The sequence below is a fragment of the Streptomyces sp. CB02261 genome (genome assembly GCF_001905665.1).
In the GTDB taxonomy this organism is placed as follows: Bacteria; Actinomycetota; Actinomycetes; order Streptomycetales; family Streptomycetaceae; genus Streptomyces.
This window is the reverse complement of record NZ_LIVX01000009.1, coordinates 253423-278106: the sequence shown is the minus strand read 5'-3', so window position 1 is coordinate 278106 and position 24684 is coordinate 253423. Positions and strand designations below refer to the sequence as shown.

Sequence of the window (24684 nt, the reverse complement as noted above, 5' to 3'; positions counted from 1 at the left end):
CTCGCTCCCGACGCTACGCCGGGTGAGGGGGGCCCGCCAGGTGGCGCCGGGGCGTCGTTAGAGTGGCGCGGACACGACAGGGACGACGGGGGAGCGGCGATGGTACGCACACGTCTGAAGCTGGCGGCGACGCTCGCGGTGGTGGTGCTGGCACTGACCGGATTCCACAGCGGGCACGGCAGCAGCAGCGGCGGTGGCGGCGGTGGGAAGAGCAAGAGCGGCAAGAGCCGCTCCGACGACGACTCCGGCGGCGGCTGCTCCAACGACGAGAAGGGCAACGGCGACTACAGCGGCTCGGGCGACTCCGGCGGCTCGGGCCGGTCCGCCGCCGACGAGTACACCTACGACCCCACGCCGACCTCCACGCCCACCGCGGACGTCCACGTCTCCGTCGTCGACTGTGTGAAGCCCGCGCAGAAGAAGCGCAAGGGCAAGCGGGCGGTCAAGGCGGACACCACGGCCACGGTGCGGATCACCTCGGACGCGTGGGAGGAGAAGACGTTCCGGGTCGTCGTGCGGTTCGAGGGGGCGGGGCACCGGATCGTGGACCAGGCCGAGAGGACGGTCACGGTCGAGCGCAGGGGGACGAAGACCTTCGAGGTGGCGATGGCGCACCCGGAGACCGTCGGCCGGGTGGAGGAGTGCGTGGCCTTCGACGAGGGCGAGGTGCCGGGCACCACCGCCACCGCGACCCCCGCGACCACACCTTCACCCACCCCCTCGACCACCTCCTGACCCACCCCTCACCCACCTCCTGACCCGACGCCTCCGCGACCTCTCCTACCTCGTCCTGAACTCCTGCCCCCGCCGGGTGAACAGCTCCGCCTGGCGCTCCGGCGGCAGGTTTCCCAGGGTGACCAGGTGCGGGGCGTGGGCCAGGGCCTGGGCCCTGGCCGTCTGGTGCACCGACCAGAGGGCCCGGACCGTGCCCTGGACGGCCTCGGTGGGATGGCCCGCCACGACGGCGGCGGCCGCGAGGGCGGCGTCGAGCGCCCCGCCGGGCGGGGTCAGCTCGGAGACGAGCCCCGTCTCGTACGCCCGCCGGGCCGAGACCCGTTCGGCGACGCCCATCAGCGCCGTGCGGGCGATCTCCCCGTACGGCATCCGCAGCGCCATGTGGACGGTCTCGAACGCGCTGACCATCCCGTAGGTGGTGTGCGGGTCGAAGAAGACGGCGTCCTCGCCCGCGATCAGGAACTCGGCCTCGCCCAGGAGGTAGAACGCCCCTCCGCAGGCCATGCCCTCGACGGCGGCGACGACCGGCTTCCACAGGTCGTTGGCCTTGGGTCCGATCGCGAGGAGGGGGTCGTCGATCGTGTACGGGGAGGAGGGCTGGGGGACGTTCCCGGCGGCCTCCCGGTCGATGCCGGTGCAGAAGGCCCGCCCCCCGGCCCCGGTGACGACGATCGCGCGGATCTCGTCCTCGTACCGGAAGCCCCGCCAGACGGCGCCGAGGGCACGGGCCATGTCCAGGGTGATCGCGTTGTGCTTCTCCGGCCGGTCGAGGGTGACGACCGCGACCCCGGTCTCCTTGTCGCGGTCGACCCGGACGCTCATCCGCGCTCCAGGAGCCAGCGGGGGACGGCGAGGCCGTCGACCTCGGTGAAGGCCACCCTGACCGGGGCGCCGATGCGCAGCCGGCCCGGGTCGACCGAGTTCAGGGGGGCGCCGGGGGCGGCGACGACGTTGCCGACGAGGCGGATGCGGGGGGCGTCGACGAGCTCGACGAGCACCGCGTTGTACGGGGCCTGGGCGGCGTACTCGGGCAGGAGGGGCGGGTGGGGCAGGACGTAGGACCAGATGCGGCCGCGTCCGGACATCAGGCGCCACGCGCTCGCGAAGGACCGGCAGTGCGGGCAGCAGGGCCGGGGCGGGAAGCGGAGCTCGCCGCAGTCGGCGCAGCTCTGGACGCGCAGTTCGCCCCGGGCGGCGTACTCCCAGAAGGGGGCGCCGTCCTCGTCGATGACGGGGGTCAGCATCTCGACTCCTCAGTTCCTGAGCAGGATGGCGGAGGTGGGGACGCCCTCGCCCGCCGTGACGAGGCAGGTGGCGGCGTCGGGGACCTGGGCGGTGGAGGTGCCGCGCAGCTGCTTCACGCCCTCGGTGATGAGGTTGAAGCCGTGGACGTACGCCTCCGAGAGGCCGCCGCCGCCGGTGTTGAGGGGCAGCCGGCCGCCGATCTCCAGGGCGCCGCCCTCGGTGAAGGCGGCGCCCTCGCCGCGCCCGCAGAAGCCGTAGCCCTCCAGGGAGAGCGGGACGAGCGGGGTGAAGGCGTCGTAGATCTGGGCGACGTCGACGTCCTGGGGGCCGAAGTCGGCGTGCTTCCAGAGGTGGCGCGCTGCCGTCCAGGCGGGTCCGGACAGCGGGTCGTCGTTCCAGTAGTTGACCATTCCGTGGTGCTGGGCGGGCAGGCCCTGGGCGGCGGAGTGGACGTAGACGGGCCTGCGCCGGCAGTCCCGGGCCCGCTCGGCGGAGACGATCACGCACGCGAGCGCGCCGTCGGTCTCCAGGCAGTTGTCGAAGAGGCAGAGGGGTTCGCTGATCCAGCGGGCGGTCATGTACATCTCGCGGGTCAGCGGGCGCTCGTACATGATCGCGTCGGGGTTCTGGTTGGCGCGGTTGCGGCAGGCGAGGGCGACGTTGAAGAGGTGGTCGCGGGTGGCGCCGTACTCGTGCATGTAGCGGCGGGCGAGGATGCCGATCTCGTCGGCGGGGCGCAGCAGGCCGAAGGGCCGGGTCCACTGGCCGGGGGTGGGCAGCTGGACGGCGGTGTTCTTCCAGGGGCGGGGGCCGCTGCCCCGCTTCCTCGACCGCCAGGCGACGCCGACGCTCGCCTGTCCGGTGGCGACGGCTGCGGCGAGGTGGCCGACGGTGGCGCAGGAGCCGCCGCCGCCGTAGCCGACCTTGGAGAAGAAGGTGACGTCACCGGCGCCGACGGCCTTGGCGACCTCGACCTCGTCGGTCTCCTCCATGGTGTACGAGGCGAAGCCGTCGACCTCGGACGGGTCGATCCCCGCGTCGTCGAGGGCGGCGAGGATCGCCCGGCAGGCGAGGGCCTTCTCGGTCTCGGGGAGCTGTTTCGCGAAGGCGGTCTGTCCGATCCCGACGATGGCCGTGGCGTCCTTGAGCACCGAACCTCCTCATGGGGCAGCACTGCGGGCACTGCTGACAGCGCGTCAGGTTACAACTAATCTGACGAACAGTCAGCTGACCGGATCGGCGGAGGTGGAGATGCGCGGCGACCTGGAGTGGGGCACGATCCCCGGACTCGTACGGGCTGCGGCCGAGCGGTACGGCGCGCGGGAGGCCGTCGTCGACGGCCGCACCCGCGTCAGCTACGCCGAGCTCGGCGAACGCGTCGAACGGGCCGCCGCCGCCTGCGTCGCCACCGGCATCCGGACCGGCGACCGGGTGGCCGTCTGGGCCCCCAACACCCTCGACTGGATCGTCGCCGCCCTCGGCGCCGTCACCGCGGGCGCCGTCCTCGTCCCCCTCAACACCCGCTTCAAGGGCACCGAGGCCGCCCACGTCCTCCAGCGCTCCCGGGCCCGGCTGCTCTTCGTCACCGGGACCTTCCTCGGCACCTCGTACGTGGCCTCCCTGCGCCGCTCCGGGGTCGCGCTGCCGCACCTGGAGAAGGTCGTGGTCCTCGGGGACACCGCACCGGAGGAGTGGACCACCTGGAAGGCCTTCCTCGCGGAGGGCGACACCGTCCCGGCCGGCCGGGTCCGCGCCCGGGCCGAGGGCATCGACCCCAGCGCCCCCTCGGACATCATCTATACCTCCGGCACCACCGGCCGGCCCAAGGGCGCCGTCATCAGTCACGCCCAGAGCCTGCGCTGCTACGCGATCTGGTCCGAGCTCGCCGGCCTCCGGGAGGGCGACCGCTACCTCGTCGTCAACCCCTTCTTCCACACCTTCGGCTACAAGGCCGGGATCCTCGCCTGCCTGATGCGGGGCGCGGTGATCATTCCCCAGTCCGTCTTCACCGTCGACACCGTCCTCGCCCACATCGCCGCCGAACGCGTCACGGTCCTCCCCGGACCGCCCACCCTCCACCAGTCCCTCCTCGACCACCCCGCCCGCCCCGCACACGACCTGACCTCCCTGCGCCTCGTCGTCACGGGCGCGGCCGTGGTCCCGCTCCGGCTCGTCGAACGGCTCCGCACCGACCTGGGCGTCGGCACCGTCCTCACCGCGTACGGGCTCTCCGAGGCGAGCGGCATCGTCACCATGTGCCGCCGCGACGACCCGGACGCGACCGTGGCCACCACCTCGGGCCGCCCGATCCCCGGCACCGAGGTCCGCCTCTCTCCGACCGGCGAGGTCCTGGTCAGGGGCCACCACGTGATGAGCGGCTACTTCGAGGACGAGGAGGCGACGGCGGCGGCGATCGACGAGGACGGCTGGCTCCGCACCGGCGACGTCGGCGTCCTCGACGAGGCGGGCAACCTGCGGATCACCGACCGGCTCAAGGACATGTTCATCGTGGGCGGCTTCAACGCCTATCCGGCCGAGATCGAGCAACTCCTCGGCGTCCACCCCGACATCGCGGACGTCGCCGTGATCGGCGTCCCCGACGCCCGCCTCGGCGAGGTCGGCAAGGCCTTCGCGGTACGGAGGCCGGGGGCGCGGGTCACCGCGGACGACCTGATCGCCTGGTCACGCCGCGAGATGGCGAACTACAAGGTCCCGAGGGAGGTCGAGTTCGTGACGGAACTGCCGAGGAACGCGAGCGGGAAGGTGGTGAAGGGGGAGCTGCGGGCCCGGACGGGGCGCTGACGCGAGACGGTCGCCGACCGCCCCGGCGTGCCGCCGCCGCAACCAACTCCCTCCGTGTACACGTCATATGGGCAGTCCCGCACCTCCCCTCGCCCTCTCCAGGAGCAGCCGGTGTCGACGCAAGAGATCCCCCTCACCCTCACCCCGCAGCAGGCGGCCCAGGGCGTGATCATCCCCGTCCAGCTGCCGACCGGCACCGCCCACCTCACCGTCCGCCCCTGCCGCCACGGCGAACTCGTCGCGGCCCGGCTCGGCGACGGCACGGTGTACCTGCGCATCACGGTCGCCGGGGCGCAGCCCGCCAAGAAGTCCGGGATCCTCGGCTGCCTGGTCCCCCTCCTCGTGATCGGCGCGATCATCGGCGGCGTGTCACTTCTGGACGACGGGGACGGCGGCACGACCGGCTCGCGCGGCCCGGGCCCGGTGCCGACCTTCTCGTACTCGCCGTTCCCGAGCCTCGACCTCGATCCGACGCCCGCCGCCACCCCCACCGAGAAGGAGCCCGACCCGTACGACAAGGGCACCTGCCTCAACGGCTCCCTCCCCGACTCGACGACCGCGCAGACGGTCGACGACGTGGAGGAGGTCTCCTGCTCGGCGGCCGACGCGCACTACAAGGTGATCCAGACCTTCCCCTTCACCTCGGACATGGACAACTGCAACTCCAACCCCAAGACCCAGTACGCCTTCTCGCACCGCTACACCATGAACGGCGCCGTGGTCAGCGAATACGTGTACTGCCTGATCGGCCTCGGCTCCTACGCGCGGTGAGCCCGGGTACGCCGGAGGGGCCGGGCGGATGCCCGGCCCCTCTTCGCGGTGGTCCGATCGCGTTGCGCACGGGCCCTGCCCGGACGGCTCCCCCCTGGTGCCGTCGGGTGTCCCCCGAGCCCGTGTGCTCCCCCGTCGACCGGACCTCCCCGGTCGGCCCCGGCGGCTCCCCCGAAGTCGCCGCCGCGGCCGTTCCCCGTCGGGAATGGTCTACTTGGCCGGCTCCGTCGTGGCGTGCATGTCCATCGTGGTGATGGTCTCCTCGTGGCCGCCGGTGATCTTCTCGGTGATCGCGTCGATCGCGGGCTCCGAGGTGGCGTGCATGTCCTTGGTGGTGACGGACGCCCCCTGGCCGCCGCCGGTGATCTTCTCGGTGATCGCGCCGACCGCCGGCTCGGAGGTGGCGTGCATGTCCTTGGTGGTGATGAGCGGGTCCTGCTTCTTCGGGTCGGTCATGCTCGTCAACTCCTGCGTGTGATGTCCGAGATGTGAGGAGATCCGTCCAGTCGTTCCCCCGTGGACGGCTGGACGAATCTCCGGAGCCGGTCACCCTAGTACTGCCGGGTGTGGCCCTCATCGGCGACCCGTCTGCCCCCCGACGCGGCGGATCGTCATGCAGCAGAGCTTGCCGTGCCGCGATAAACGAACGATGAACGTACTGGCCAACGGCCCTACGCGGCCGTCGCGGGCGCCAGCAGCGCGCGGACGTCCGTCGCCTCCGGGGCCCCGAGCTCCTCGAAGATGCCGAGGGCCTCCCGCCAGCAGACCAGCGCCCGGCCGCTCTGGCCGATGCCGAAGAGGGCCCGGCCGAGCACGGTCAGGACGTTGCCCCGCCGCCACTCGCCGCCGATGCCCCGCAGCACCGTGAGGGCCATCTCCGCGTTCGACGCCGCCTGGGCGTGGCGCCGGGCCGCGAGGTCCACCTCGGACAGCCGGAAGTGGGTCATGCCCTCCCACAGCCGCTGCCTGCTGTCGGCGAAGACCGCCAGGGCCTCCCTGAGCCGGTCGCCGGCCGCCGAGAGCTGGTTGTCCTGGGTGAGCGCGAGACCGAGGGCGTAGCGCCCGTTGGCGCCCCGCAGCGTGTGACCCATCGAGTCGTAGATCTCCGTACCCTGCCGGGCGAGGGCGATGGCGCTCGACGTCCGCCCCGTCGCCAGGTGGATGCGCGACAGATTGCACAGGGCACTCGCCTCGCCCGGCTCGTCCCCGATCTCCCGGAACCGTTCGATCGCCGCGGTGAGGTACTCCTCGCCCTCCGTGAAGCGGTTCTGGTAGAGGGCGATGATCCCCCGCGCGTTGGCGGACCAACAGGCCGGCACCGGATCGCCGGCCCGGTCGGCGTGGGGCAGGGCGCGTTCGGCGTCGCGGTCGGCGTCCTCGAAGCGGCCCGCCGTGTGGTGGACGCCCGCGAGCACCATGTACGCACGGCCCTCGGCCCTGTCGTCCGCGAGGGCGTGGGCGGCGCTGCGCACGACCGCCCCCGTCGCCTCGAACTCCCGGGAGTTCGCCCCGGACTCGCCCAGGTCGAGGGACGCCCACAGCAGGTCCACCGCCCTGCGCAGGGTCGACGGGGCGGCGGCGGACTGGCGGACCGTGGCCAGGAGGCAGTTGGCCTCGGCGTAGAGCCAGTCCTGGGCCTCGTGGCGGTCCGTGAACGTCAGGCCCTCGTAGCCCGTCGGCTCCAGGTGGTCCACCAGCCGGTCGCCGGGGCGTTCGATCGCGTAGACGCGGGCCGCCGTCGACAGGTAGAAGTCGAGGAGCCGGGAGAGCGCGGCCTCCTTCTCCGACGGCGGCTGCTCGTCGCGGTCCGCGCACGCACGCGCGTAGAGACGGACCAGGTCGTGGTAGCGGTAGCGACCCGGAGCCGCCGACTCCACCAGCGACGTGTCGACCAGGGCCTCCAGGAGGTCCTCCGTGTCCCGGAGCGGAAGGTCGAGCACCGCCGCCGCCGCGGCCAGCGAGATGTCCGGACCGTCGGCCAGGCCGAGGAGGCGGAACGCGCGGGCCTGGGCCGGCTCCAGCTGGCCGTAGCCGAGCTCGAAGGTCGCCTTCACCGCCAGGTCGCCCGCCTGCAGCTCGTCGAGCCGCCGCCGCTCGTCCGCCAGCTTGGCCGCCAGGACCGACACCGTCCACGTGCGGCGGGCCGCGAGGCGGGACGCGGCGATACGGATCGCCAGGGGCAGGAAGCCGCAGGCGGCGACCACGTCCAGGGCCGCCTTCCGCTCGGCCTGCACCCGCTCCGCGCCGACGATCCGGGTGAACAGCTGGAGCGCCTCCTCCGGGGACATCACGTCCAGGTCCACCAGGTGCGCCCCCGCCAGGTCGACCATCCGGATGCGGCTCGTCACCAGGGCCGCGCACCCCGCCGTGCCGGGCAGCAGCGGGCGGATCTGGGCCGCGTCCCGGGCGTTGTCGAGGAGGACGAGGACCCGGCGCCCGTCGAGCGTCGACCGGTACAGCGCCGCCCGGTCGTCCAGCGAGTCCGGGATCGCCGAGTCCGGCGTGCCGAGCGCGCGGAGGAACGAGCCGAGGACCGTCTCCGGCGCCGCGGCGCGTGAACCGGCGCCCTGGAGGTCCACGTACAGCTGGCCGTCCGGGAAGTGCGGCCGTGCCTCGTGGGCCACGTGCACGGCCAGCGTCGTCTTGCCGACGCCCCCGATGCCCGCGAGCGCCGACACCGCCATCACCTGGCCCTCGGCGGTGGCGAGCCGGGCGCCGAGCTCCCGTACGAAGGAGCCCCGGCCCGTGAAGTCCGGGACCGTCGCCGGGAGCTGGGCGGGACGGGCGACGGGCGCGGCGGCGGGGGCGGTCTCCTCGACCGGGCGGGCGAGCTCGGCGTCGGCCTGGAGGATGCGCTGCTGGAGCCGGGAGAGTTCGGGGGTGGGGTCGACCCCCAGCTCGTCGGCGAGGAGCCGGCGGGTGTCGGCGTACACGGCGAGCGCCTCCGCCTGCCGTCCGCTGCGGTAGAGCGCCAGCATGAGCAGCTCGCGGAGCCGCTCGCGCAGCGGGTGCGCGGCGGTGAGCGCGGTCAGTTCGGAGACGGCCTCGGCGTGCGCGCCGACCTCCAGGTCGATGTCGAGCCGGGTCTCCAGGAGAGTGAGCCGCCACTCCTCCAGGCGGGTCCGCTGGGTCTCGGCGTACGGGCCGGGTACGGAGGCCAGCACCTCGCCGTCCCACAGGTCGAGGGCCTCCGCGAGCCGGTCGCGTGCGCCCGCGCGGTCGCCGGAGACCCGCAGCTTCTCGGCCTCGGCGCCGAGCTCCTGGGCCCTGGAGACGTCGAGCGCGTGGGGGCCGGTCCGCAGGGCGTAGCCGCCGGACTCGCTGACGAGGACCTCGGGGCCGAGGGCCTTGCGGAGGCGGGAGGCGTAGGTCCGTACGGCCGCGAGGGCCTGCGAGGGCGACTCCTCGCCCCAGAGCGCGTCGATCAGCTCGGACGCGGTGGCGGTGCGCCCGCCGCGCAGCAACAGGGCGGCGAGCAGGGCCCGCTGCTGGGGCGACCCGGTCGGTACGGGCTCCCCGTCGCGCCAGGCCCGCACGGGCCCGAGCACGGCGAAGCGGAGCCCGGCGGCGGGGGCGACGCCTCCGGCACGGGCGAGCGCGGGCGCGGCCGCGGCGGCGGTGTCCGGGCCCCTGTCCTGGGCGAGCGCGGCCATGGCGCCGGTGTCGGTGCCCGCGTCGGCGCGAGGGCCGGCGCCCACCTCCGTATCCGTACCCGTGCGCGCGCCGCCGGAGTCGGCACCCGCGTCCGTCGTCGGTGTCCGCTGCACCGGAACTCGCGGCCCGTTCTCACGGTCCATCGCTCCCCCTGCCCGTACCGCTGGTTTCGCCCTGGACAGTCTGCCTTGTCCGGAGGGGGTCCGTCAGCATCGGGTCGGCCGCACTACGGCCCGTCACGACGCCGCGTTGGCGCCGCCCCCGGCACGGTCGTCCGCGACGGAGCCCGTGCCACCGCCCAGTGCCACCGTCCGGGCCACCGCCCGTGCCACCGCCCAGGTCCCTCCGCGCCCGCCCCCGGCCGCCGATCGTCGCACACTAGCTGACGGACCGTCAGATCAGCGCTACCGTGAAAAGCATGGAGACCTTCCCGAAGATCATCTCGGTGGACGACCACACCGTGGAGCCCCCGCACGTCTGGCGGGACCGGCTCCCGTCACGCTTCCGCGACACCGGCCCCCGGATCGTCCGCGCGCCCCTCAGGGAAATGACCTTCCTCGGCGGCAAGTTCGCCCCGGTGATGGGGGAGAAGGGCGACGACGGTCCGATCGGCGACTGGTGGGTCTACGAGGACCTCCACCGGCCCCTCACCCGGCTCGACACCGCCGTCGGCTACGACCGCGACGAGATACGCCTCGAAGTCATCACGTACGAGCAGATGAGGCCCGGATCGCACTCCGTCCCCGACCGGCTCGCCGACATGGACGTCAACCACGTCCAGTCCGCCCTCTGCTTCCCCACCTTCCCCCGCTTCTGCGGGCAGACCTTCACGGAGGCGGCCGACCGCGAGCTCGGGCTGCTCTGCGTCCGCGCGTACAACGACTGGATGGTGGAGGAGTGGTGCGGGCCCGAGGCCCACGGGCGGCTGATCCCGCTGACCCTCATCCCGCTCTGGGACCCGGAACTCGCCGCCGCCGAGGTGCGCCGCAACGCCGCGCGCGGGGTACGGGCCGTCGCCTTCTCTGAGATCCCGCCGCACCTCGGGCTCCCGTCGGTGCACACCGACCACTGGGACCCCTTCCTCCGCGCCTGCGACGAGACCGGCACGGTCATCGCCATGCACATCGGCTCCTCCAGCCGGATGCCGTCCACCTCGGCCGACGCCCCGCCGGCCGTGGGCTCCACCATCACCTTCGCTAACTGCTGCTTCTCGATGGTCGACTGGCTGATGAGCGGCAAGTTCGAGCGCTTCCCGAACCTGCGGATCATGTACGCGGAGGGCCAGATCGGCTGGATCCCCTACATCCTGGAGCGCGCCGACGTCGTCTGGGAGGAGAACCGGGGTTGGGGCGGCGTCGCCGAGAAGGTGCTGCGCCCGCCGTCCGAACTCTTCGCCGGTCATGTCTTCGGCTGTTTCTTCGACGACGCCTTCGGGCTCCGCAACCTCGACGCCATCGGCGCGGGGAACGTCCTGTACGAGACGGACTACCCGCACTCGGACTCCACCTGGCCCAAGTCCCGGGAGGTCGGTGAGGCCCAGATGGGGCACCTGCCGCCGGATGTCGTCGAGCGGATCGTCCGCGGCAACGCGATCGACCTCCTCGGCCTGACCCCGGACGGCCTCTGGCGCCCGTGACCGACGGCGGCGGCCGTGACCGACGGTGGCGCCCGTGACCGACGGCGGCGGCCATGTCGTGGCCCTTGCCTGATGGGGCGGGGGCGGTGACGATGGGGCACTCATCATCTGACGGGCCGTCAGTAAAGGGGTCACCATGGTCGTCTACGGGATGCAGCTGCCCGTCCAGTCGCAGTCCGCCCTCTACGCCGAGGCCTGGGAGGCGGACGCCGGGCCCGGTGATCTGCTCGCCGTCGCCCGGGCCGCCGAGGCGCACGGCTTCGACTACCTCGCGAGCTGCGACCACGTCGCCATCCCGCGCCGGCTCGCCGAGGCCATGAGCACCGTCTGGTACGACCCGGTCGCCACGCTCTCCTTCCTCGCCGCCGCCACCGGGCGGATCCGGCTCCTCTCGCACGTCGCCGTCGTCGGGCTGCGCCATCCGCTCGTCACCGCCAAGGCGTACGCGACCCTCGACCACCTCTCCGGCGGCCGGCTGGTCCTCGGGGTCGGCGCCGGGCACGTGCGGGAGGAGTTCGAGGCGCTCGGCGTGGACTTCGCGCGCCGGGGCGCCGTGCTCGACGAGACCGTCGACGCGCTGCGGGCGGCGCTCGGGCCCGAGGAGTACCCGGAGCACTCGGGGGAGCGGTTCGCCTTCAAGGAGCTGGGCCAGCTGCCCCGGCCCGCGCAGGAGCGGGTCCCGCTCTGGGTCGGGGGCTCCTCCCCGGCCGCCGTGCGCCGGGCCGCGCTCAAGGGGGACGGCTGGCTGCCGCAGGGCGACCCGCGCGACAGGCTCGCCGAACAGATCCGGCGCCTGCTGCGGCTCCGCGCGGACGCCGGGATCGCGGAGCCGATCACGGTGGGCGCGATCACCGAACCCCTCTACGTCGGGGCGCCCGGCTGGGCGGTCGGCCGGCGCACCCTGAGCGGCCGGCCGGAGGAGATCGCCGCCTCCCTGCGCGCGTACGGGGAGATGGGTGTGGACCAGATCCAGGTCCGGTTCCGCTCCCGGAGCCGTACCGAACTCGTCGACCAGATGGCGGCCTTCGGCACGGAGGTCGCCCCCCACCTGAACTGAGGAGCGTGGCAGGCATGGGCAAGCTGGACGGGCGGGTCGTCCTCGTCACCGGCGCGGCGCGCGGGCAGGGCGAGCAGGAGGCGCGGCTGTTCGCCGCCGAGGGCGCGCGGGTGGTCCTCGCGGACGTGCTCGACGACGCCGGGGAGGCGCTGGCCGGGGAGCTGGGGGAGAAGCGGGCCGTGTACGTCCACCTGGACGTGACCCGGGAGGCCGACTGGACGGCGGCCGTGGACACCGCCAAGGAGCGGTTCGGGAAGATCGACGGTCTCGTCAACAACGCGGGCGTCCTCCGCTTCAACGAGTTGCTCGCCACCCCGCTGGAGGAGTTCCAGGCGGTCGTCTCCGTCAACCAGACCGGCTGCTTCCTCGGCATCCGGACGGTCGCGCCCGAGATCGCGGCGGCCGGCGGCGGGACGATCGTCAACACCGCCTCGTACACCGGGCTCACCGGGATGGCGGGGGTCGGTGCCTACGCGGCGAGCAAGCACGCCGTGCTCGGGCTGACCCGGGTCGCGGCCCTGGAGCTGGCGGCCCGGGGGATTCGGGTGAACGCGGTCTGCCCCGGGGCGATCGACACCCCCATGAGCAGCCCCGGGGGCGTGGACCCGGCGGCCACGGCCGAGCTGTACCGCAAGCTCGTGCCGCTCGGGCGGATCGGGCGCCCCGAGGAGGTGGCCCTCCTGGCGCTCTTCCTGACCGGGGAGGACTCGGCGTACATCACGGGGCAGCCGTTCGTGATCGACGGCGGCTGGCTGGCCGGGGTCAGCCTCTTCTAGCGCTATGTGACGGTCCATCAGGTATTGACGCTCCTGTCGGGTGGTGCCACAGTCGGGCACATCACGAATCTGACGACTCGTCAGAAAATCACGAGGACGGTGAACCCCCTTGGAATTCGGGATCTTCGTACAGGGATACGTCGGCAAGCGCGCCGAGACCGATCCCGAAGCCGAGCACAAGGCCCTCATGGAGGAGACCGAGTACGTCATCCAGGCGGACAGGTCCGGCTTCAAGTACGCCTGGGCCTCGGAGCACCACTTCCTGGAGGAGTACTCGCACCTCTCGGCCAACGACGTCTACCTCGGCTACCTCGCCCACGCCACCGACCGCATCCACCTCGGCTCCGGAATCTTCAACCCCCTCGCGCCGGTCAACCACCCCGTGAAGGTCGCCGAGAAGGTCGCCATGCTCGACCACCTCTCCGGCGGACGCTTCGAGTTCGGCTCCGGCCGGGGAGCGGGCTCCCACGAGATCCTCGGGTTCATGCCGGGCATCACCGACATGAACCACACCAAGGAGCTGTGGGAGGAGACGATCGCCGAGTTCCCCAAGATGTGGCTCCAGGACGAGTACGCCGGCTTCCAGGGCAAGCACTGGTCGCTGCCGCCCCGCAAGGTCCTCCCCAAGCCGTACGGGAAGTCCCATCCCGCCATGTGGTACGCCGCCGGGTCCCCCTCCTCGTACGCCATGGCCGGCCGGAAGGGGCTCGGCGTCCTCGGCTTCAGCGTGCAGAAGGTCTCCGACATGGAGTGGGTCGTCGAGTCGTACAAGACGGCCATCAAAGAGGCGCGGGCGATCGGCGACTTCGTCAATGACAACGTCATGGTGACGTCGACCGCGATCTGCGCCGAGACCCACGACAAGGCGGTCGAGATCGCGGTGGGCGGAGGTCTGAACTACCTCCAGTCCCTTCTCTTCCGCTACCACGACACCTTCCCGCGGCCGGAGGGCGTCCCGGAGTGGCCGGAGCTCCTGCCCGAGTACTCGGCCGAGATCATCGAACTCCTCATCCAGGAGGAGCTGATGATCTGCGGCGATCCGTCGGAGGTGCTGGCGCAGTGCAAGCGGTGGGAGCAGGCGGGGGCGGACCAGCTGTCGTTCGGGCTGCCGATCGGGATCTCGTACGAGGACACGATGAACTCGATCAGGCTGATCGGTGAGCACGTGATCCCGAAGATCGATACGGACCCGGTCCACCGCACGACCCGCTTCCGCCGTTCGGCACCCTGACCCTGCGGAGCCGCCCCGCCCCCCCCCGCCGTGTGGGCATTCGTCCCGCTGGGGCGGGACGGGCGGGCACACGGGACGGCGCCCTTGGCAGCGCCGCCGCCCCCTGCGCCTTGACCCGCACCCCTGTGCGCCGTGCACGGGGTGCCCACAACGGGGGGCGGGGCGGGCGTGTGCCCACCACGGGGGGCGCGGCGGCCCCGGCGTCCCATGAGCGCGGAGTGGCGTCTTCCCGGACCGCCGCTCCGTGACGGCCCCGGCCGGAGGCCCCGCGGCGGCCCCCGGTCCGGGGCACACCCGGCGCCCACACACGAGGAACCGCACCGATCAACGCGCCCGCACCGCACGGTGCCGCCCCCCCCGCCACGAGAAACCACCCCCGCCTCGCAGAGACCCCGCGCAGAGAGGGACCCCATGCTCGACCACCTCATCAAGGGCGCCACCGTCGTGGACGGCACCGGCGCCCCCGCCTTCGTCGCCGACGTCGGGATACGCGACGGCCGCATCGCGCTCGTCGCCGAGCCCGGCACCGCGGTCGAGCGCGCCCGTACGACCGAGGACGCCACCGGCCTCGTCCTGGCCCCCGGTTTCGTCGATCCGCACACCCACTACGACGCCCAGCTGTTCTGGGACCCGTACGCCACCCCCTCCATGAACCACGGCGTGACCACCGTCGCCGGCGGCAACTGCGGCTTCACCCTCGCCCCGCTCCACCCGGACCGGCCCGAGGACGCCGACTACACCCGCCGCATGATGTCCAAGGTGGAGGGCATGGCCCTGAAGGCCCTGGAGGAGGGCGTCGACTGGAGCTGGTCGTCGTTCGCCGAGTACCTCGACGCGCTCGACGGACGGATCGCCGTCAACGCCGGCTTCATGGTGGGCCACTGCGCCCTGCGCCGCTACGTGATGGGCGCCGACGCCGTCGGCGGGCAGCCCACCCCCGAGCAGCTGGAGCAGATGGTCGCGCTGCTCAAGGAGGCCATGGCGGCCGGGGCCTGGGGCCTCTCCACCACCCAGTCGTCCACGCACTCCGACGGCGACGGCGCCCCCGTCGCCTCCCGGCACGCGCGCCCCGACGAGCTGATCGCCCTGTCCCGGGCGGTCGGCGAGCACGAGGGCACCCAGATCGAGGCGATCCTGGCCGGCTGCCTCGACCAGTTCTCGGACGACGAGATCGACCTCTTCGTCGAGATGAGCGCCGCCGCCGGACGCCCCCTCAACTGGAACGTCCTCACCATCGACGCCGCCGTCCCCGAACGCGTCCCGCGCCAGCTCACCGCCTCCGAACGGGCCCGGAAGTCAGGCGGCCGGATCGTCGCCCTCACCATGCCGATCCTCACCCCGATGAACATGTCCCTCGGCACCTTCTGCGCCCTCAACCTCATCCCGGGGTGGGGCGAGGTCCTCGCGCTCCCCGTCCCCGAGCGGATCGCGCGGCTCCGCGACCCGGACGTGCGGGCCGAGCTGCTGCGGCGCGCGGATTCGAAGGAGGCGGGGGTCTTCCGGCGCCTCGCGCACTTCGGGCGGTACGTCATCGGGGACACGTACAGCCGCGAGAACGAGGGTCTCACCGGCCGCGTCGTCGACGACATCGCCGCCGAACGCGGCCAGGACCCCTTCCAGTGCCTCGTCGAGATCTGCGCCAACGACGACCTCAGGACCGTCCTGTGGCCGATGCCCCGCGACAACGACCCGGCCTCCTGGGCGCTGCGCCGCGAGACCTGGGACCACGAGGACGTCCTGCTCGGCGGCTCGGACGCGGGCGCCCACCTGGACCGGATGTGCGGGGCGCCGTACACCACACGCTTCCTCGGGGACTGCCTGCGCGGCCGGAGGCTGGTCCCCCTGGAGCGGGCCGTGCGGATGCTGACCGACGACCCGGCCCGGCTCTTCGGGCTCCGAGAGCGGGGCCGGATCACCGAGGGTTTCCACGCGGACCTGGTCCTCTTCGACCCGGAGCGGATCGACGCGGGCCCGGCGACCCTGGTGCACGACCTGCCGGGGGACAGCCCGCGCCTGGACTCGCGGGCGGTCGGGATCGTGTCGGTGCGGGTCAACGGCGTGGAGACGGTACGGGACGACGAGGTCACCGGCGCGATCCCGGGGAAGGTGCTGCGCTCCGGCCGCGACACGAGGACGGTGAGCACGAGGTGAGCGGTGCACGGGAGGTCAGCGGTGGCGACGAGGTGAGCCGTGCACGCGAGGCCAGCGGCGGCCACGAGGCGAGTGGCGGCCGCCAGGCGAGCGCGGTCCGGGTCGAGCGGCTCTTCATCGGTGGCGAGTGGGTCGAGCCCGACGGCGGCCACTACGAGGTGATCGACCCCGCCACCGAGGCCGTCGTCGGTCTCGCGCCCGAGGCGAGCAGGCGCCAGGTGTACGAGGCGGCCGCCGCCGCCCGCGAGGCCTTCGCCACCTGGTCGCGTACGCGACCGGAGGAGCGGGCCGCGATCCTCGACCGGGCCGCCGACCTCATGGCCAGGGACGCCGAGGCGAACACGCTCCTCGCCCGCGCCGAGACGGGCGCGACGACCGGCACCGCGCGGGGCATGCAGGTCGCGGTCGGCGCCGCCCGCTTCCGGCGGTACGCGCGGGGCGCCCTGGAACCGGTGGAGCAGGCGCTGCCCCCGCAGATCAACGAGGCGGGCCCGATGGGGAAGGCCGGGGTGTTCGGCGCGGTGGCGGTGCGGCGCCCGGTCGGCGTCGTCACCTGCATCACCTCGTACAACAACCCCTGGGCCAACCCGGCCGGCAAGATCGCCCCCGCTCTCGCCATGGGCAACACGGTCCTCGTGAAGCCGGCCCCGCAGGATCCGCTCTCCGTGTACGCGATGACCCGGGCCCTGGCGGAGGCCGGGGTGCCGCCGGGCGTCGTCAACGTGGTCACCGGGTCGGGCGCGGAGGCGGGCGAGGCGGCGGTGGACTCCCCGGACGTCGACATGGTGTCGTTCACCGGCTCCACGGCCGTCGGGCAGGCGATCGGCGAGGTCTGCGGCCGCGCGTTGAAGCGGCAGCTGATGGAGCTGGGCGGCAAGGGCGCCGCGCTGGTCCTCGACGACGCCGACCTGGACGCGGCGGTCATGGGGATCGGGACGACGTTCGCCTTCTACAGCGGTCAGATCTGCACCGCCCCGACCCGGGTGCTCGCCCAGCGCGGGATCTACGAGCGGCTGGTCGAGAAGCTGACCGGATACATGGCGTACATGAAGGTGGGGGATCCGGCGGCGCGGGGCACGGTGGTCGGCCCGGTGATCTCGGCGGCCCACCGCGACCGGGTGGAGGCGTACGTCGAGCTCGGCCGCAAGGAGGGGGCGCGGGTCGTGGCGGGTGGCGAGCGTCCGGACTTCGCCACGGGGTTCTACGTGGCGCCGACGCTGCTCGTCGACTGCACGAACGAGATGCGGGTGGTCCGGGAGGAGATCTTCGGCCCGGTCGTCGTGGTCGTCCCCTTCGACGACGAGGAGGAGGGGATCGCGCTCGCCAACGACAGCGACTACGGGCTCCTCGACTACGTGTGGTCGGGCGACGTGGCCCGCGCCTTCCGGATCGCCGCCCGGCTGCGGGCCGGCGGGGTGGGGGTGAACACGATCGGCCGGAACATGGAGGCGCCGTTCGGCGGATTCAAGAAGAGCGGGGTCGGACGGGACGTGGGCTCGTACGCGCTGCACGCGTACAGCGAGCTGCAGGCGGTGGTGTGGCCGGGCTGAGCCCGGCCCGGCGACGGCCGGTGGTTCTCCCCGAAAATTCCTCGGGAAAATTTGGAAACGGACATTTCGGGCTCTGCTGCGGTTCCCGCATATCGGACATGGCTCGACCGACCTACCAGTTGGTCGGCCCCTCGCGGTCGTCGATCTTTCAATCATTGGCGGCTGTCCCGATTCCGCCTCTCAAACCAAGGCGGATGATCGCCGCATCTTGCGGAGTCAAGAGCTCCGGATGTGGAAACCGCAGCATTTAACGTCCTGTTCATGACTCAGGTGGAAGCACGGCCCCAGGCCGGAGACGCGGTAAGGGGCGTCGACGCCCCGGGCGCCGGCGCAGGCGAGAAGCACGGCGTTCGCACCAAGGGCCTCGGCGGGAACTCCGTCGGCCTCCTCGGCAGTGCCGTCATCGGCATCTCCACGGTCGCCCCCGTCTACTGTCTGACCTCGACCCTCGGCTCCACGGCCGGCGAGGTCGGACTGCAGATGCCCGCCGTCTTCCTCGCGGGCTTCCTCCCGATGCTCCTCGTCGCCTTCGCGTACCGGGAACTCAACCGGGTCATGCCCGACTGCGGCACCTCCTTCACCTGGACCGTGAAGGCCTTCGGCCCCCGGATCGGCTGGATGTGCGGCTGGGGCCTCGTCATCGCGACGATCATCGTGCTCTCGAACCTGGCCGGCGTCGCGACCTCCTACTTCTGGCTCCTCGCCGGGGAGGTCAGCGGCAACGAGTCCATCGCCGCCCTGGACGACAACAAGGCCGTCCACATCGTCACCTGCCTCGCGCTCATCGCCGCCGCCACCGCGATCAGCTACCGCGGCATGACCGCCACCAAGGGCGTCCAGTACGCCCTCGTCGGCCTCCAGCTCGTCGTCCTCGCCGTCTTCGTCGGCATGGCCCTGACGAAGGCCGGCTCCTTCGAGACCTCGGTCGACTTCTCCTGGTCCTGGATGAACCCGTTCGCGGTCCAGTCCTTCGCCGCCTTCACCGCCGGGCTCTCGCTCTCGATCTTCATGTACTGGGGCTGGGACGCCTGCATGGCGACCAACGAGGAGACCACCGGCAGCGCCAAGACCCCCGGCCGGGCCGCGCTCATCGCGATGGTCGTGCTGGTCGGCTCCTACCTGGCCACCGGCATCGCCGCGCAGATGGTCGTCGGCTCCGGCGAGGAGGGCCTCGGCCTCGCCAACCCGGAGACGTCCGACAACGTCTTCGCCGCGCTCGCCGGCCCCGTCATGGGCCCCACGCTCGGCATCCTGCTCTTCGTCGCGGTGCTCGCCTCGGCCGCCGCCAGCCTCCAGACCACGTTCATCCCGGTCGCCCGCACGGTGCTCGCGATGTCCACGTACGAGGCGCTGCCGAAGTCCTTCACCAAGGTCCACCCGGTCTTCAAGACCCCCGGCAAGGCCACGATCGTCGCCGGCGTCGCCACCGGCGTCTTCTACACCGTGATGACCCTGGTCAGCGAGAACGTCCTCGTCGACACGATCTACGCGCTCGGCCTGATGATCTGCTTCTACTACGCGCTCACGGCCTTCGCCTGCGTCTGGTACTTCCGCCGCGAGCTCTTCCGCTCCGGCCGCGACTTCGCCTACAAGGGCCTCATGCCGCTGCTCGGCGGCCTGATGCTCACCGCCGTCTTCGGCAAGACGCTGTACGACATGTGGGACCCGGCGTACGGCTCGGGCTCGGCCGTCCTCGGCGTCGGCTCGGTCTTCGTGATCGGCGTCGGACTGCTGCTCCTGGGCGTGGTGATCATGCTGGTCATGCAGCGCAGGAGCCCCGCCTTCTTCCGGGGCGAGGTCCTGACGAAGGAGACCCCGTCGCTGGTGGTCGCCGACTGACGGCCGTACGTTCCTGAGTCATCCGAAACGCGAAGGTGGCGGGCCCGTGGGGGGTCCCGCCACCTTCGTCTTTCCGCTCCGGGGCCGGCGCCTCGGGATCAGCGCCTCGGGATCAGTGCCCGGGCAGCAGACCCTGCACCGTCGCGTTGGCGGCCGGCAGCTCGGGCGTTCCGGCCGGGGTGGCCTTGGGGGTCAGGACGCCGCTGAGCGGCACGACCGAGGGCAGGTTCATACCGCCGGTGTCGGCGGCGGCGGTACCGGCGGCGGAGAGGCCGCCGGCGGCGGCGAGACAGGAGAGGGCGGCTGCGGTGAGGATCTTCTTCATGCCCGCACCAACGCGGAAGGGGTAGATCCGGTTACGACCGCCGGGCCGGGGGCCCAGGCCCACGACCGCCGGGCCGACGGCCCGCCCCTACGCCTCCGCGATCAGGGCCGTCGCGACCGTACGGAAGCCCAGCCGGCCGTACAGCCGGGCCACGTCCGCGTCCGACGCCGACAGGAAGACGATCTCCGCCCCGTGGGCGCGGGCGTCCGCGACCAGGGCCGCCGTCACCGCGAGGCCCAGACCCCGGCGCCGCGCCGACGGCACCGTGCCGACGCCGACGACCTCGGACACGGGCCCGACGGGCTGGTGCTGGCCGGCCGACAGGGCGCCTCCCCCGTCGTCCAGCGCCGCCGCGAGCCTGGTCCACCCGGCCTCGATCCTGGCGCCGATCCGCGCCGCCGTGCCCGGCTCCGGGGGGACACCGAAGGCGGCGTAGGGGGCGGCGACGGCGCTCTCCAGGGCGGGATCGTCCGCGCCGACCATCCGTACGGTGACGCCCTCCGGCTCCGGCACGGCGAGCCCGTCGCCGTCCAGGACCATCAGCGGGTGCTCGTGAACCGTGAGTCCGCTCGCCTCCACGGCCGCCCGCAGCCCCGGCGTCGTCTCCGCGACCCACTCGAAGGCCTCGGGCACGCCCAGCTCCCGCTGCCGCGCCCGGACCTCCTCCACGGCCCCGACCGGGATCTCACCGGCGGCCCCGAGGGCCGGGCGCGCGTAGTACGGCCAGCCCTGCCCCTCCTGCACGAACAGGGCCAGCGGCCCGAACTCCTCCACCCGGGCGGAGGACCGGGGAACGGCGTCGTAATAGCTCTCGATTCGCTTCAGCACCGGCCCACGGTAGGGGGCCGGGAGCGGCGGCGCAGTCGGATTTCCGGCGACCGCCCCGCGCCGCCGTACCTCTCGGAGATCCGCCGCCCCCTTCGTCGTACCTGCCGGAGATCCGCGCCGCCCCCTCCGTCGTACCTGTCGGAAATCCGCACCGCACCCGCCCCGCCTCACCTCTCGGAAATCCGCACCGCACCCCCTACCGTGCCGCTATGCGGATCTCGACCACGATCTTCCTGACCGACGAGACCATCACCCCGGTGCGGCTGGCGCGCGAGCTCGAACAGCGCGGCTTCGCCGGGCTCTACCTCCCCGAACACACCCACATCCCCGTCGAACGGGCCACGCCCTACCCGGCGGGCGGCGAACTGCCCCGCGAGTACGGGCGCACCCTGGACCCGTTCGTGGCGCTCGGGCAGGCCGCCGCCGTCACCGAGCGCCTCGGGCTCGGCACCGGCATCACCCTGCTCGCCCAGCACGACCCGATCGCCCTCGCCAAGCAGATCGCCACGCTCGACCACCTCTCCGGCGGCCGGTTCACCCTCGGCGTCGGCTACGGCTGGAACCGTGAGGAGGCCGCCGACCACGGCGTCGACTGGTCCACCCGGCGGGAGCTCACCGGCGACCGGCTCGACCTCATGCGGGCCCTGTGGGCGCCGGAGCCGACGGCGTACGAGGGAGGGTTCGGCCACTCGGTACGGGCCTCCCAGGCATGGCCCAAGCCGGCCGGCGGGGCGCCGCGCACGCTCCTCGGCGGGGCGGCGGGCCCGAAGCTGTTCGCGCAGATCGCCGCGCGGACCGACGGCTGGATGCCGATCGGCGGCCGGGGCCTGACGGAGTCCCTGCCGGTCCTGCGGGAGACCTGGGAGCGGGCGGGCCGCGACCCGAAGGCCCTCCAGATCGTCCCGTACGCGGTCCTGCCGAACCCGGGCAAGCTCGCCCGCTACGCCGACCTGGGCTGCGAGGAGGTGGTGCTCCAGCTGCCGCCGGGGGACGAGACGGAGGTCCTGGGGGTGCTGGACGCGTACGCCGCGTATCTGTGAGCGATCGACTTCGGAATACTGCGAACGAGGCGGCGAAGGGACGGGGCGAACTCGCCGCCGAGGCGCCGGGCGACACCCGGCGCTGCTTCGAAGCCCCGCGCGGCGATCCGCTCCGGCAGACCGACCCGGACCGGCAGCACCGGCTGCGCGGTCGGCTCGCCACCGGGACCCTCGGCGGGCGGGCCTACCCGCAGGGGGAGTTCGAGGTCACGGCCGGTGCTCGCGTGCGGTATCCGGTCGACGAGCCGCGCAGGACGGTGCACCTGGTGTACGCGGCGCCCCGGCATCCCGAGGACACCGACTGACCGGCCTTCCCGCCCGAAGCGGGACCCTCCCCGCGGTACCCGCTCGTATGCTCGGTCCATGACGGATCACCAGGCAGCACGACCCACCGAGAACGCCATGCGCCGCGCCCTCAAGCGGGCCAGGGACGGGGTCGCGCTCGACGTCGCCGAGGCCGCCGTGCTGCTGCGGGCGCGGGGGGAGGACCTGGCCGACCTGGTCGCCTCCGCCGGGCGGGTCCGGGACGCGGGGCTCGAGGCCGCCGGTCGGCCGGGGGTCATCACGTACTCGAAGAGCGTGTTCATACCCCTCACCCGCCTCTGCCGGGACAAGTGCCACTACTGCACCTTCGTCACCGTCCCCGGCAAGCTCCGCCGCGACGGCCACGGGATGTTCATGTCGCCGGACGAGGTCCTCGACATCGCCCGGCGCGGAGCCGAACTCGGTTGCAAGGAAGCCCTCATCACCCTCGGCGACAAGCCGGAGGACCGGTGGCCCGAGGCCCGCGAGTGGCTCGACGCGCACGGCTACGACGACACCCTCGCGTACGTGCGCGCCATGGCGATCCGCATTCTGGAGGAGACCGGCCTCCTCCCGCACCTCAACCCGGGCGTGCTGTCCTGGACCGACTTCCAGCGCCTCAAGCCGGTCGCCCCGTCCATGGGGATGATGCTGGAGACGACCGCGACCCGGCTGTGGTCCGAGCCCGGCGGCCCCCACCACGGGTCCCCCGACAAGGAGCCGGCCGTCCGGCTCAGGGTCCTGGAGGACGCCGGACGGTCCTCCGTCCCCTTCACCTCGGGGCTGCTGCTCGGCATCGGGGAGACCCTGGAGGAGCGGGCCGAGTCGCTCTTCGCGCTGCGCCGGATCTCCCGCGCGTACCACTCGATCCAGGAACTGATCATCCAGAACTTCCGCGCCAAGCCGGACACGGCCATGCGCGGGACGCCGGACGCCGAGCTCGACGACCTCGTCGCCACGGTCGCCGTCGCGCGGCTCATCATGGGGCCCTCCGCCTGCCTCCAGGCCCCGCCCAACCTCGTCGACTCCGCGTACGAGCGCCTGATCGCCGCCGGCATCGACGACTGGGGCGGTGTCTCCCCGCTCACCATCGACCACGTCAACCCCGAGCGGCCGTGGCCGCGGATCGACGAGCTGGCCGCCCACTCCGCCGCCGCCGGCTTCGAGCTGCGCGAACGCCTCTGCGTCTACCCCGAGTTCGTCACCCGGGGCGAACCCTGGCTCGACCCCCGGCTCCTCCCGCACGTCCGCGCCCTCGCCGACCCCGAGACCGGCCTCGCGAACCCGGACGCTCCCGTGCGCGGCCTGCCCTGGCAGGAGCCCGACGAGGCGTTCACCGCCGCCGGCCGCACCGACCTGCACCGCACCATCGACACCACGGGCCGCACCCACGACCGGCGCGACGACTTCGACGAGGTGTACGGCGACTGGGAGGCGCTGCGGGAGGCCGCCGCCCCCGGGATGGTCCCCGAGCGGGTCGACGCCGACGTCCGCGAGGCCCTGGCCGTCGCCGCCGACGACCCGACGCGGCTCACCGACGCCCAGGCCCTCGCCCTGCTGCACGCCGACGGGCCCGCGCTCGACGCGCTCACCCGGATCGCGGACGACGTCCGGCGTGACGCCGTCGGCGACGACGTCACGTACGTCGTCACCCGGAACATCAACTTCACCAACGTCTGCTACACCGGCTGCCGCTTCTGCGCCTTCGCCCAGCGCCGTACGGACGCCGACGCGTACACCCTCTCCCTCGACCAGGTCGCGGACCGCGCCCAGCAGGCCTGGGAGGTCGGCGCCGTCGAGGTCTGCATGCAGGGCGGCATCCACCCCGACCTGCCGGGCACCGCGTACTTCGACATCGCCCGCGCGGTGAAGGAACGGGTCCCCGGCATGCACGTGCACGCCTTCTCCCCGATGGAGGTCGTCAACGGCGCGACCCGCACCGGGCTCTCGATCCGCGAGTGGCTGACGGCCGCGAAGGAGGCCGGGCTCGACTCGATCCCCGGCACGGCCGCCGAGATCCTCGACGACGAGGTCCGCTGGGTCCTCACCAAGGGCAAGCTGCCCACGGCCACCTGGATCGAGGTGATCACCACCGCCCACGACCTCGGCATCCGGTCGAGCTCCACGATGATGTACGGGCACGTGGACCAGCCCCGGCACTGGCTCGGCCACTTCCGGACCCTCTCCCGCATCCAGCAGGAGACCGGGGGCTTCACCGAGTTCGTGACGCTCCCCTTCATCCACACCAACGCGCCCGTCTACCTCGCGGGCATCGCCCGCCCCGGCCCGACGGTCCGCGACAACCGCGCGGTCATCGCGATGGCCCGCCTCCTCCTCCACCCCCACATCCCCCACATCCAGACCAGCTGGGTCAAGCTCGGCACCGACGGCGCCGCCGAGATGCTCCGCTCCGGCGCCAACGACCTCGGCGGCACGCTCATGGAGGAGACCATCTCCCGGATGGCCGGTTCGAGCTACGGCTCGTACCGCTCGATCCGCGACCTGGAGGCCATCGCGGAGGCGGCCGGGCGCCCGGCGAAGCCCCGGACGACGCTGTACGGCGAGGTGCCCGAGGAGCGGCAGCGCACCGCCCGCGCATCCGACGGCCACCTCCCCGCGCTCCTGCCGGTCGTCGAGGGGTGAGGCGCGGAACCGCGTGTGAAAGAGACGCGGTGAACTCCGGTCAAAAGCGGCCTGCGGGGCGTCCGATCACATAACGTTCCGGCCCCCGAACGGGCGTA

The 24684-nt window shown here is 72.9% G+C and carries 20 protein-coding genes; 13 read left to right on the top strand and 7 right to left on the bottom strand.

All coding sequences use genetic code 11. The features are described 5' to 3' along the window. Positions 1-99: 99 nt before the first annotated feature. Positions 100-735 carry a hypothetical protein gene (locus AMK29_RS28015; RefSeq protein WP_073818267.1) on the top strand — a complete coding sequence of 212 codons (636 nt, stop codon included), beginning with the start codon at positions 100-102 and terminating at the stop codon, positions 733-735. Positions 736-780: 45 nt separating this feature from the next. Here the strand turns inward: AMK29_RS28015 and AMK29_RS28010 are convergent, their stop codons facing one another. Genes AMK29_RS28010 through AMK29_RS28000 form a run of 3 tightly spaced genes read right to left on the bottom strand, consistent with a single transcriptional unit; the run spans position 781 to position 3131 of the window. Further along, the gene (locus tag AMK29_RS28010; RefSeq protein ID WP_073818265.1) at positions 781-1557 is read right to left on the bottom strand and encodes an enoyl-CoA hydratase/isomerase family protein; all 777 of its coding nucleotides are present in this window, start codon (positions 1555-1557) and stop codon (positions 781-783) included. Further along, positions 1554-1979: a Zn-ribbon domain-containing OB-fold protein gene (locus tag AMK29_RS28005; RefSeq protein ID WP_073818264.1), complete on the bottom strand. Its 426-nt coding sequence runs from the start codon at positions 1977-1979 to the stop codon at positions 1554-1556. Before AMK29_RS28005 ends, AMK29_RS28010 begins: the two co-directional genes overlap by 4 nt. A gap of 9 nt (positions 1980-1988) precedes the next feature. Then, positions 1989-3131 (bottom strand): lipid-transfer protein, encoded by a 1143-nt coding sequence (locus AMK29_RS28000; protein WP_073818262.1) that lies wholly within the window; start codon positions 3129-3131, stop codon positions 1989-1991. 100 nt (positions 3132-3231) lie between these two features. Between AMK29_RS28000 and AMK29_RS27995 the strand changes: the two genes are divergently transcribed. Beyond that, positions 3232-4782 (top strand): FadD3 family acyl-CoA ligase, encoded by a 1551-nt coding sequence (locus AMK29_RS27995; protein ID WP_073818260.1) that lies wholly within the window; start codon positions 3232-3234, stop codon positions 4780-4782. A gap of 111 nt (positions 4783-4893) precedes the next feature. Beyond that, positions 4894-5553, top strand: a complete 660-nt coding sequence (locus tag AMK29_RS27990) for an LppU/SCO3897 family protein (protein ID WP_073818259.1) — start codon at positions 4894-4896, stop codon at positions 5551-5553. Between the two features lie 210 nt (positions 5554-5763). Here AMK29_RS27990 and AMK29_RS27985 read toward each other — a convergent pair whose 3' ends face one another. Both AMK29_RS27985 and AMK29_RS27980 read right to left on the bottom strand, forming a co-directional pair. Further along, positions 5764-6009, bottom strand: a complete 246-nt coding sequence (locus AMK29_RS27985; protein ID WP_073818257.1) for a hypothetical protein — start codon at positions 6007-6009, stop codon at positions 5764-5766. A gap of 215 nt (positions 6010-6224) precedes the next feature. Then, the gene (locus tag AMK29_RS27980; protein ID WP_073818419.1) at positions 6225-9206 is read right to left on the bottom strand and encodes an AfsR/SARP family transcriptional regulator; all 2982 of its coding nucleotides are present in this window, start codon (positions 9204-9206) and stop codon (positions 6225-6227) included. A gap of 419 nt (positions 9207-9625) precedes the next feature. On the opposite strand from AMK29_RS27980, the gene AMK29_RS27975 reads away from it, so the two are divergent. From AMK29_RS27975 to AMK29_RS27945, 7 genes are all read left to right on the top strand, one after another. After that, positions 9626-10843, top strand: a complete 1218-nt coding sequence (locus AMK29_RS27975) for an amidohydrolase family protein (RefSeq protein WP_073818256.1) — start codon at positions 9626-9628, stop codon at positions 10841-10843. 136 nt (positions 10844-10979) lie between these two features. After that, positions 10980-11900: an LLM class F420-dependent oxidoreductase gene (locus AMK29_RS27970; protein ID WP_073818254.1), complete on the top strand. Its 921-nt coding sequence runs from the start codon at positions 10980-10982 to the stop codon at positions 11898-11900. Positions 11901-11914: 14 nt separating this feature from the next. Further along, positions 11915-12676 carry an SDR family NAD(P)-dependent oxidoreductase gene (locus AMK29_RS27965; protein WP_073818252.1) on the top strand — a complete coding sequence of 254 codons (762 nt, stop codon included), beginning with the start codon at positions 11915-11917 and terminating at the stop codon, positions 12674-12676. A gap of 109 nt (positions 12677-12785) precedes the next feature. Beyond that, entirely contained in the window at positions 12786-13907 is a 1122-nt protein-coding gene (locus AMK29_RS27960) for an LLM class flavin-dependent oxidoreductase (protein WP_073818251.1), read from the top strand. A 411-nt stretch (positions 13908-14318) separates the two neighbouring features. Then, on the top strand, positions 14319-16058 hold the full coding sequence (locus tag AMK29_RS27955; RefSeq protein WP_073818249.1) for an N-acyl-D-amino-acid deacylase family protein: 1740 nt from the start codon (positions 14319-14321) through the stop codon (positions 16056-16058). 116 nt (positions 16059-16174) lie between these two features. After that, the gene (locus tag AMK29_RS27950) at positions 16175-17608 is read left to right on the top strand and encodes an aldehyde dehydrogenase family protein (RefSeq protein WP_073818417.1); all 1434 of its coding nucleotides are present in this window, start codon (positions 16175-16177) and stop codon (positions 17606-17608) included. A 261-nt stretch (positions 17609-17869) separates the two neighbouring features. Next, on the top strand, positions 17870-19447 hold the full coding sequence (locus AMK29_RS27945) for an APC family permease (protein ID WP_073818247.1): 1578 nt from the start codon (positions 17870-17872) through the stop codon (positions 19445-19447). Between the two features lie 112 nt (positions 19448-19559). Here the strand turns inward: AMK29_RS27945 and AMK29_RS27940 are convergent, their stop codons facing one another. Both AMK29_RS27940 and AMK29_RS27935 read right to left on the bottom strand, forming a co-directional pair. Next, entirely contained in the window at positions 19560-19772 is a 213-nt protein-coding gene (locus tag AMK29_RS27940) for a hypothetical protein (protein ID WP_073818246.1), read from the bottom strand. A gap of 87 nt (positions 19773-19859) precedes the next feature. Next, complete coding sequence (locus tag AMK29_RS27935) at positions 19860-20600, bottom strand: GNAT family N-acetyltransferase (RefSeq protein ID WP_073818244.1); 741 nt, start codon at positions 20598-20600, stop codon at positions 19860-19862. A 209-nt stretch (positions 20601-20809) separates the two neighbouring features. Here AMK29_RS27935 and AMK29_RS27930 point away from each other — a divergent pair, with 209 nt between their 5' ends. Genes AMK29_RS27930 through AMK29_RS27920 form a run of 3 tightly spaced genes read left to right on the top strand, consistent with a single transcriptional unit; the run spans position 20810 to position 24586 of the window. Beyond that, entirely contained in the window at positions 20810-21640 is an 831-nt protein-coding gene (locus tag AMK29_RS27930) for an LLM class F420-dependent oxidoreductase (protein ID WP_073818243.1), read from the top strand. Then, positions 21637-21945, top strand: a complete 309-nt coding sequence (locus AMK29_RS27925) for a hypothetical protein (protein WP_073818241.1) — start codon at positions 21637-21639, stop codon at positions 21943-21945. Before AMK29_RS27930 ends, AMK29_RS27925 begins: the two co-directional genes overlap by 4 nt. Positions 21946-22003: 58 nt before the next feature. Further along, on the top strand, positions 22004-24586 hold the full coding sequence (locus tag AMK29_RS27920) for a bifunctional FO biosynthesis protein CofGH (protein WP_073818240.1): 2583 nt from the start codon (positions 22004-22006) through the stop codon (positions 24584-24586). Positions 24587-24684 lie beyond the last annotated feature (98 nt).

Coding starts and splice junctions, on each gene's coding strand:
- AMK29_RS28015 (WP_073818267.1), top strand. CDS start 100: ATGGTACGCACACGTCTGAAGCTGGCGGCGACGCTCGCGGTGGTGGTG.
- AMK29_RS28010 (WP_073818265.1), bottom strand. CDS start 1,557: ATGAGCGTCCGGGTCGACCGCGACAAGGAGACCGGGGTCGCGGTCGTC.
- AMK29_RS28005 (WP_073818264.1), bottom strand. CDS start 1,979: ATGCTGACCCCCGTCATCGACGAGGACGGCGCCCCCTTCTGGGAGTAC.
- AMK29_RS27995 (WP_073818260.1), top strand. CDS start 3,232: ATGCGCGGCGACCTGGAGTGGGGCACGATCCCCGGACTCGTACGGGCT.
- AMK29_RS27985 (WP_073818257.1), bottom strand. CDS start 6,009: ATGACCGACCCGAAGAAGCAGGACCCGCTCATCACCACCAAGGACATG.
- AMK29_RS27980 (WP_073818419.1), bottom strand. CDS start 9,206: ATGGCCGCGCTCGCCCAGGACAGGGGCCCGGACACCGCCGCCGCGGCC.
- AMK29_RS27975 (WP_073818256.1), top strand. CDS start 9,626: ATGGAGACCTTCCCGAAGATCATCTCGGTGGACGACCACACCGTGGAG.
- AMK29_RS27970 (WP_073818254.1), top strand. CDS start 10,980: ATGGTCGTCTACGGGATGCAGCTGCCCGTCCAGTCGCAGTCCGCCCTC.
- AMK29_RS27965 (WP_073818252.1), top strand. CDS start 11,915: ATGGGCAAGCTGGACGGGCGGGTCGTCCTCGTCACCGGCGCGGCGCGC.
- AMK29_RS27955 (WP_073818249.1), top strand. CDS start 14,319: ATGCTCGACCACCTCATCAAGGGCGCCACCGTCGTGGACGGCACCGGC.
- AMK29_RS27945 (WP_073818247.1), top strand. CDS start 17,870: ATGACTCAGGTGGAAGCACGGCCCCAGGCCGGAGACGCGGTAAGGGGC.
- AMK29_RS27940 (WP_073818246.1), bottom strand. CDS start 19,772: ATGAAGAAGATCCTCACCGCAGCCGCCCTCTCCTGTCTCGCCGCCGCC.
- AMK29_RS27930 (WP_073818243.1), top strand. CDS start 20,810: ATGCGGATCTCGACCACGATCTTCCTGACCGACGAGACCATCACCCCG.
- AMK29_RS27920 (WP_073818240.1), top strand. CDS start 22,004: ATGACGGATCACCAGGCAGCACGACCCACCGAGAACGCCATGCGCCGC.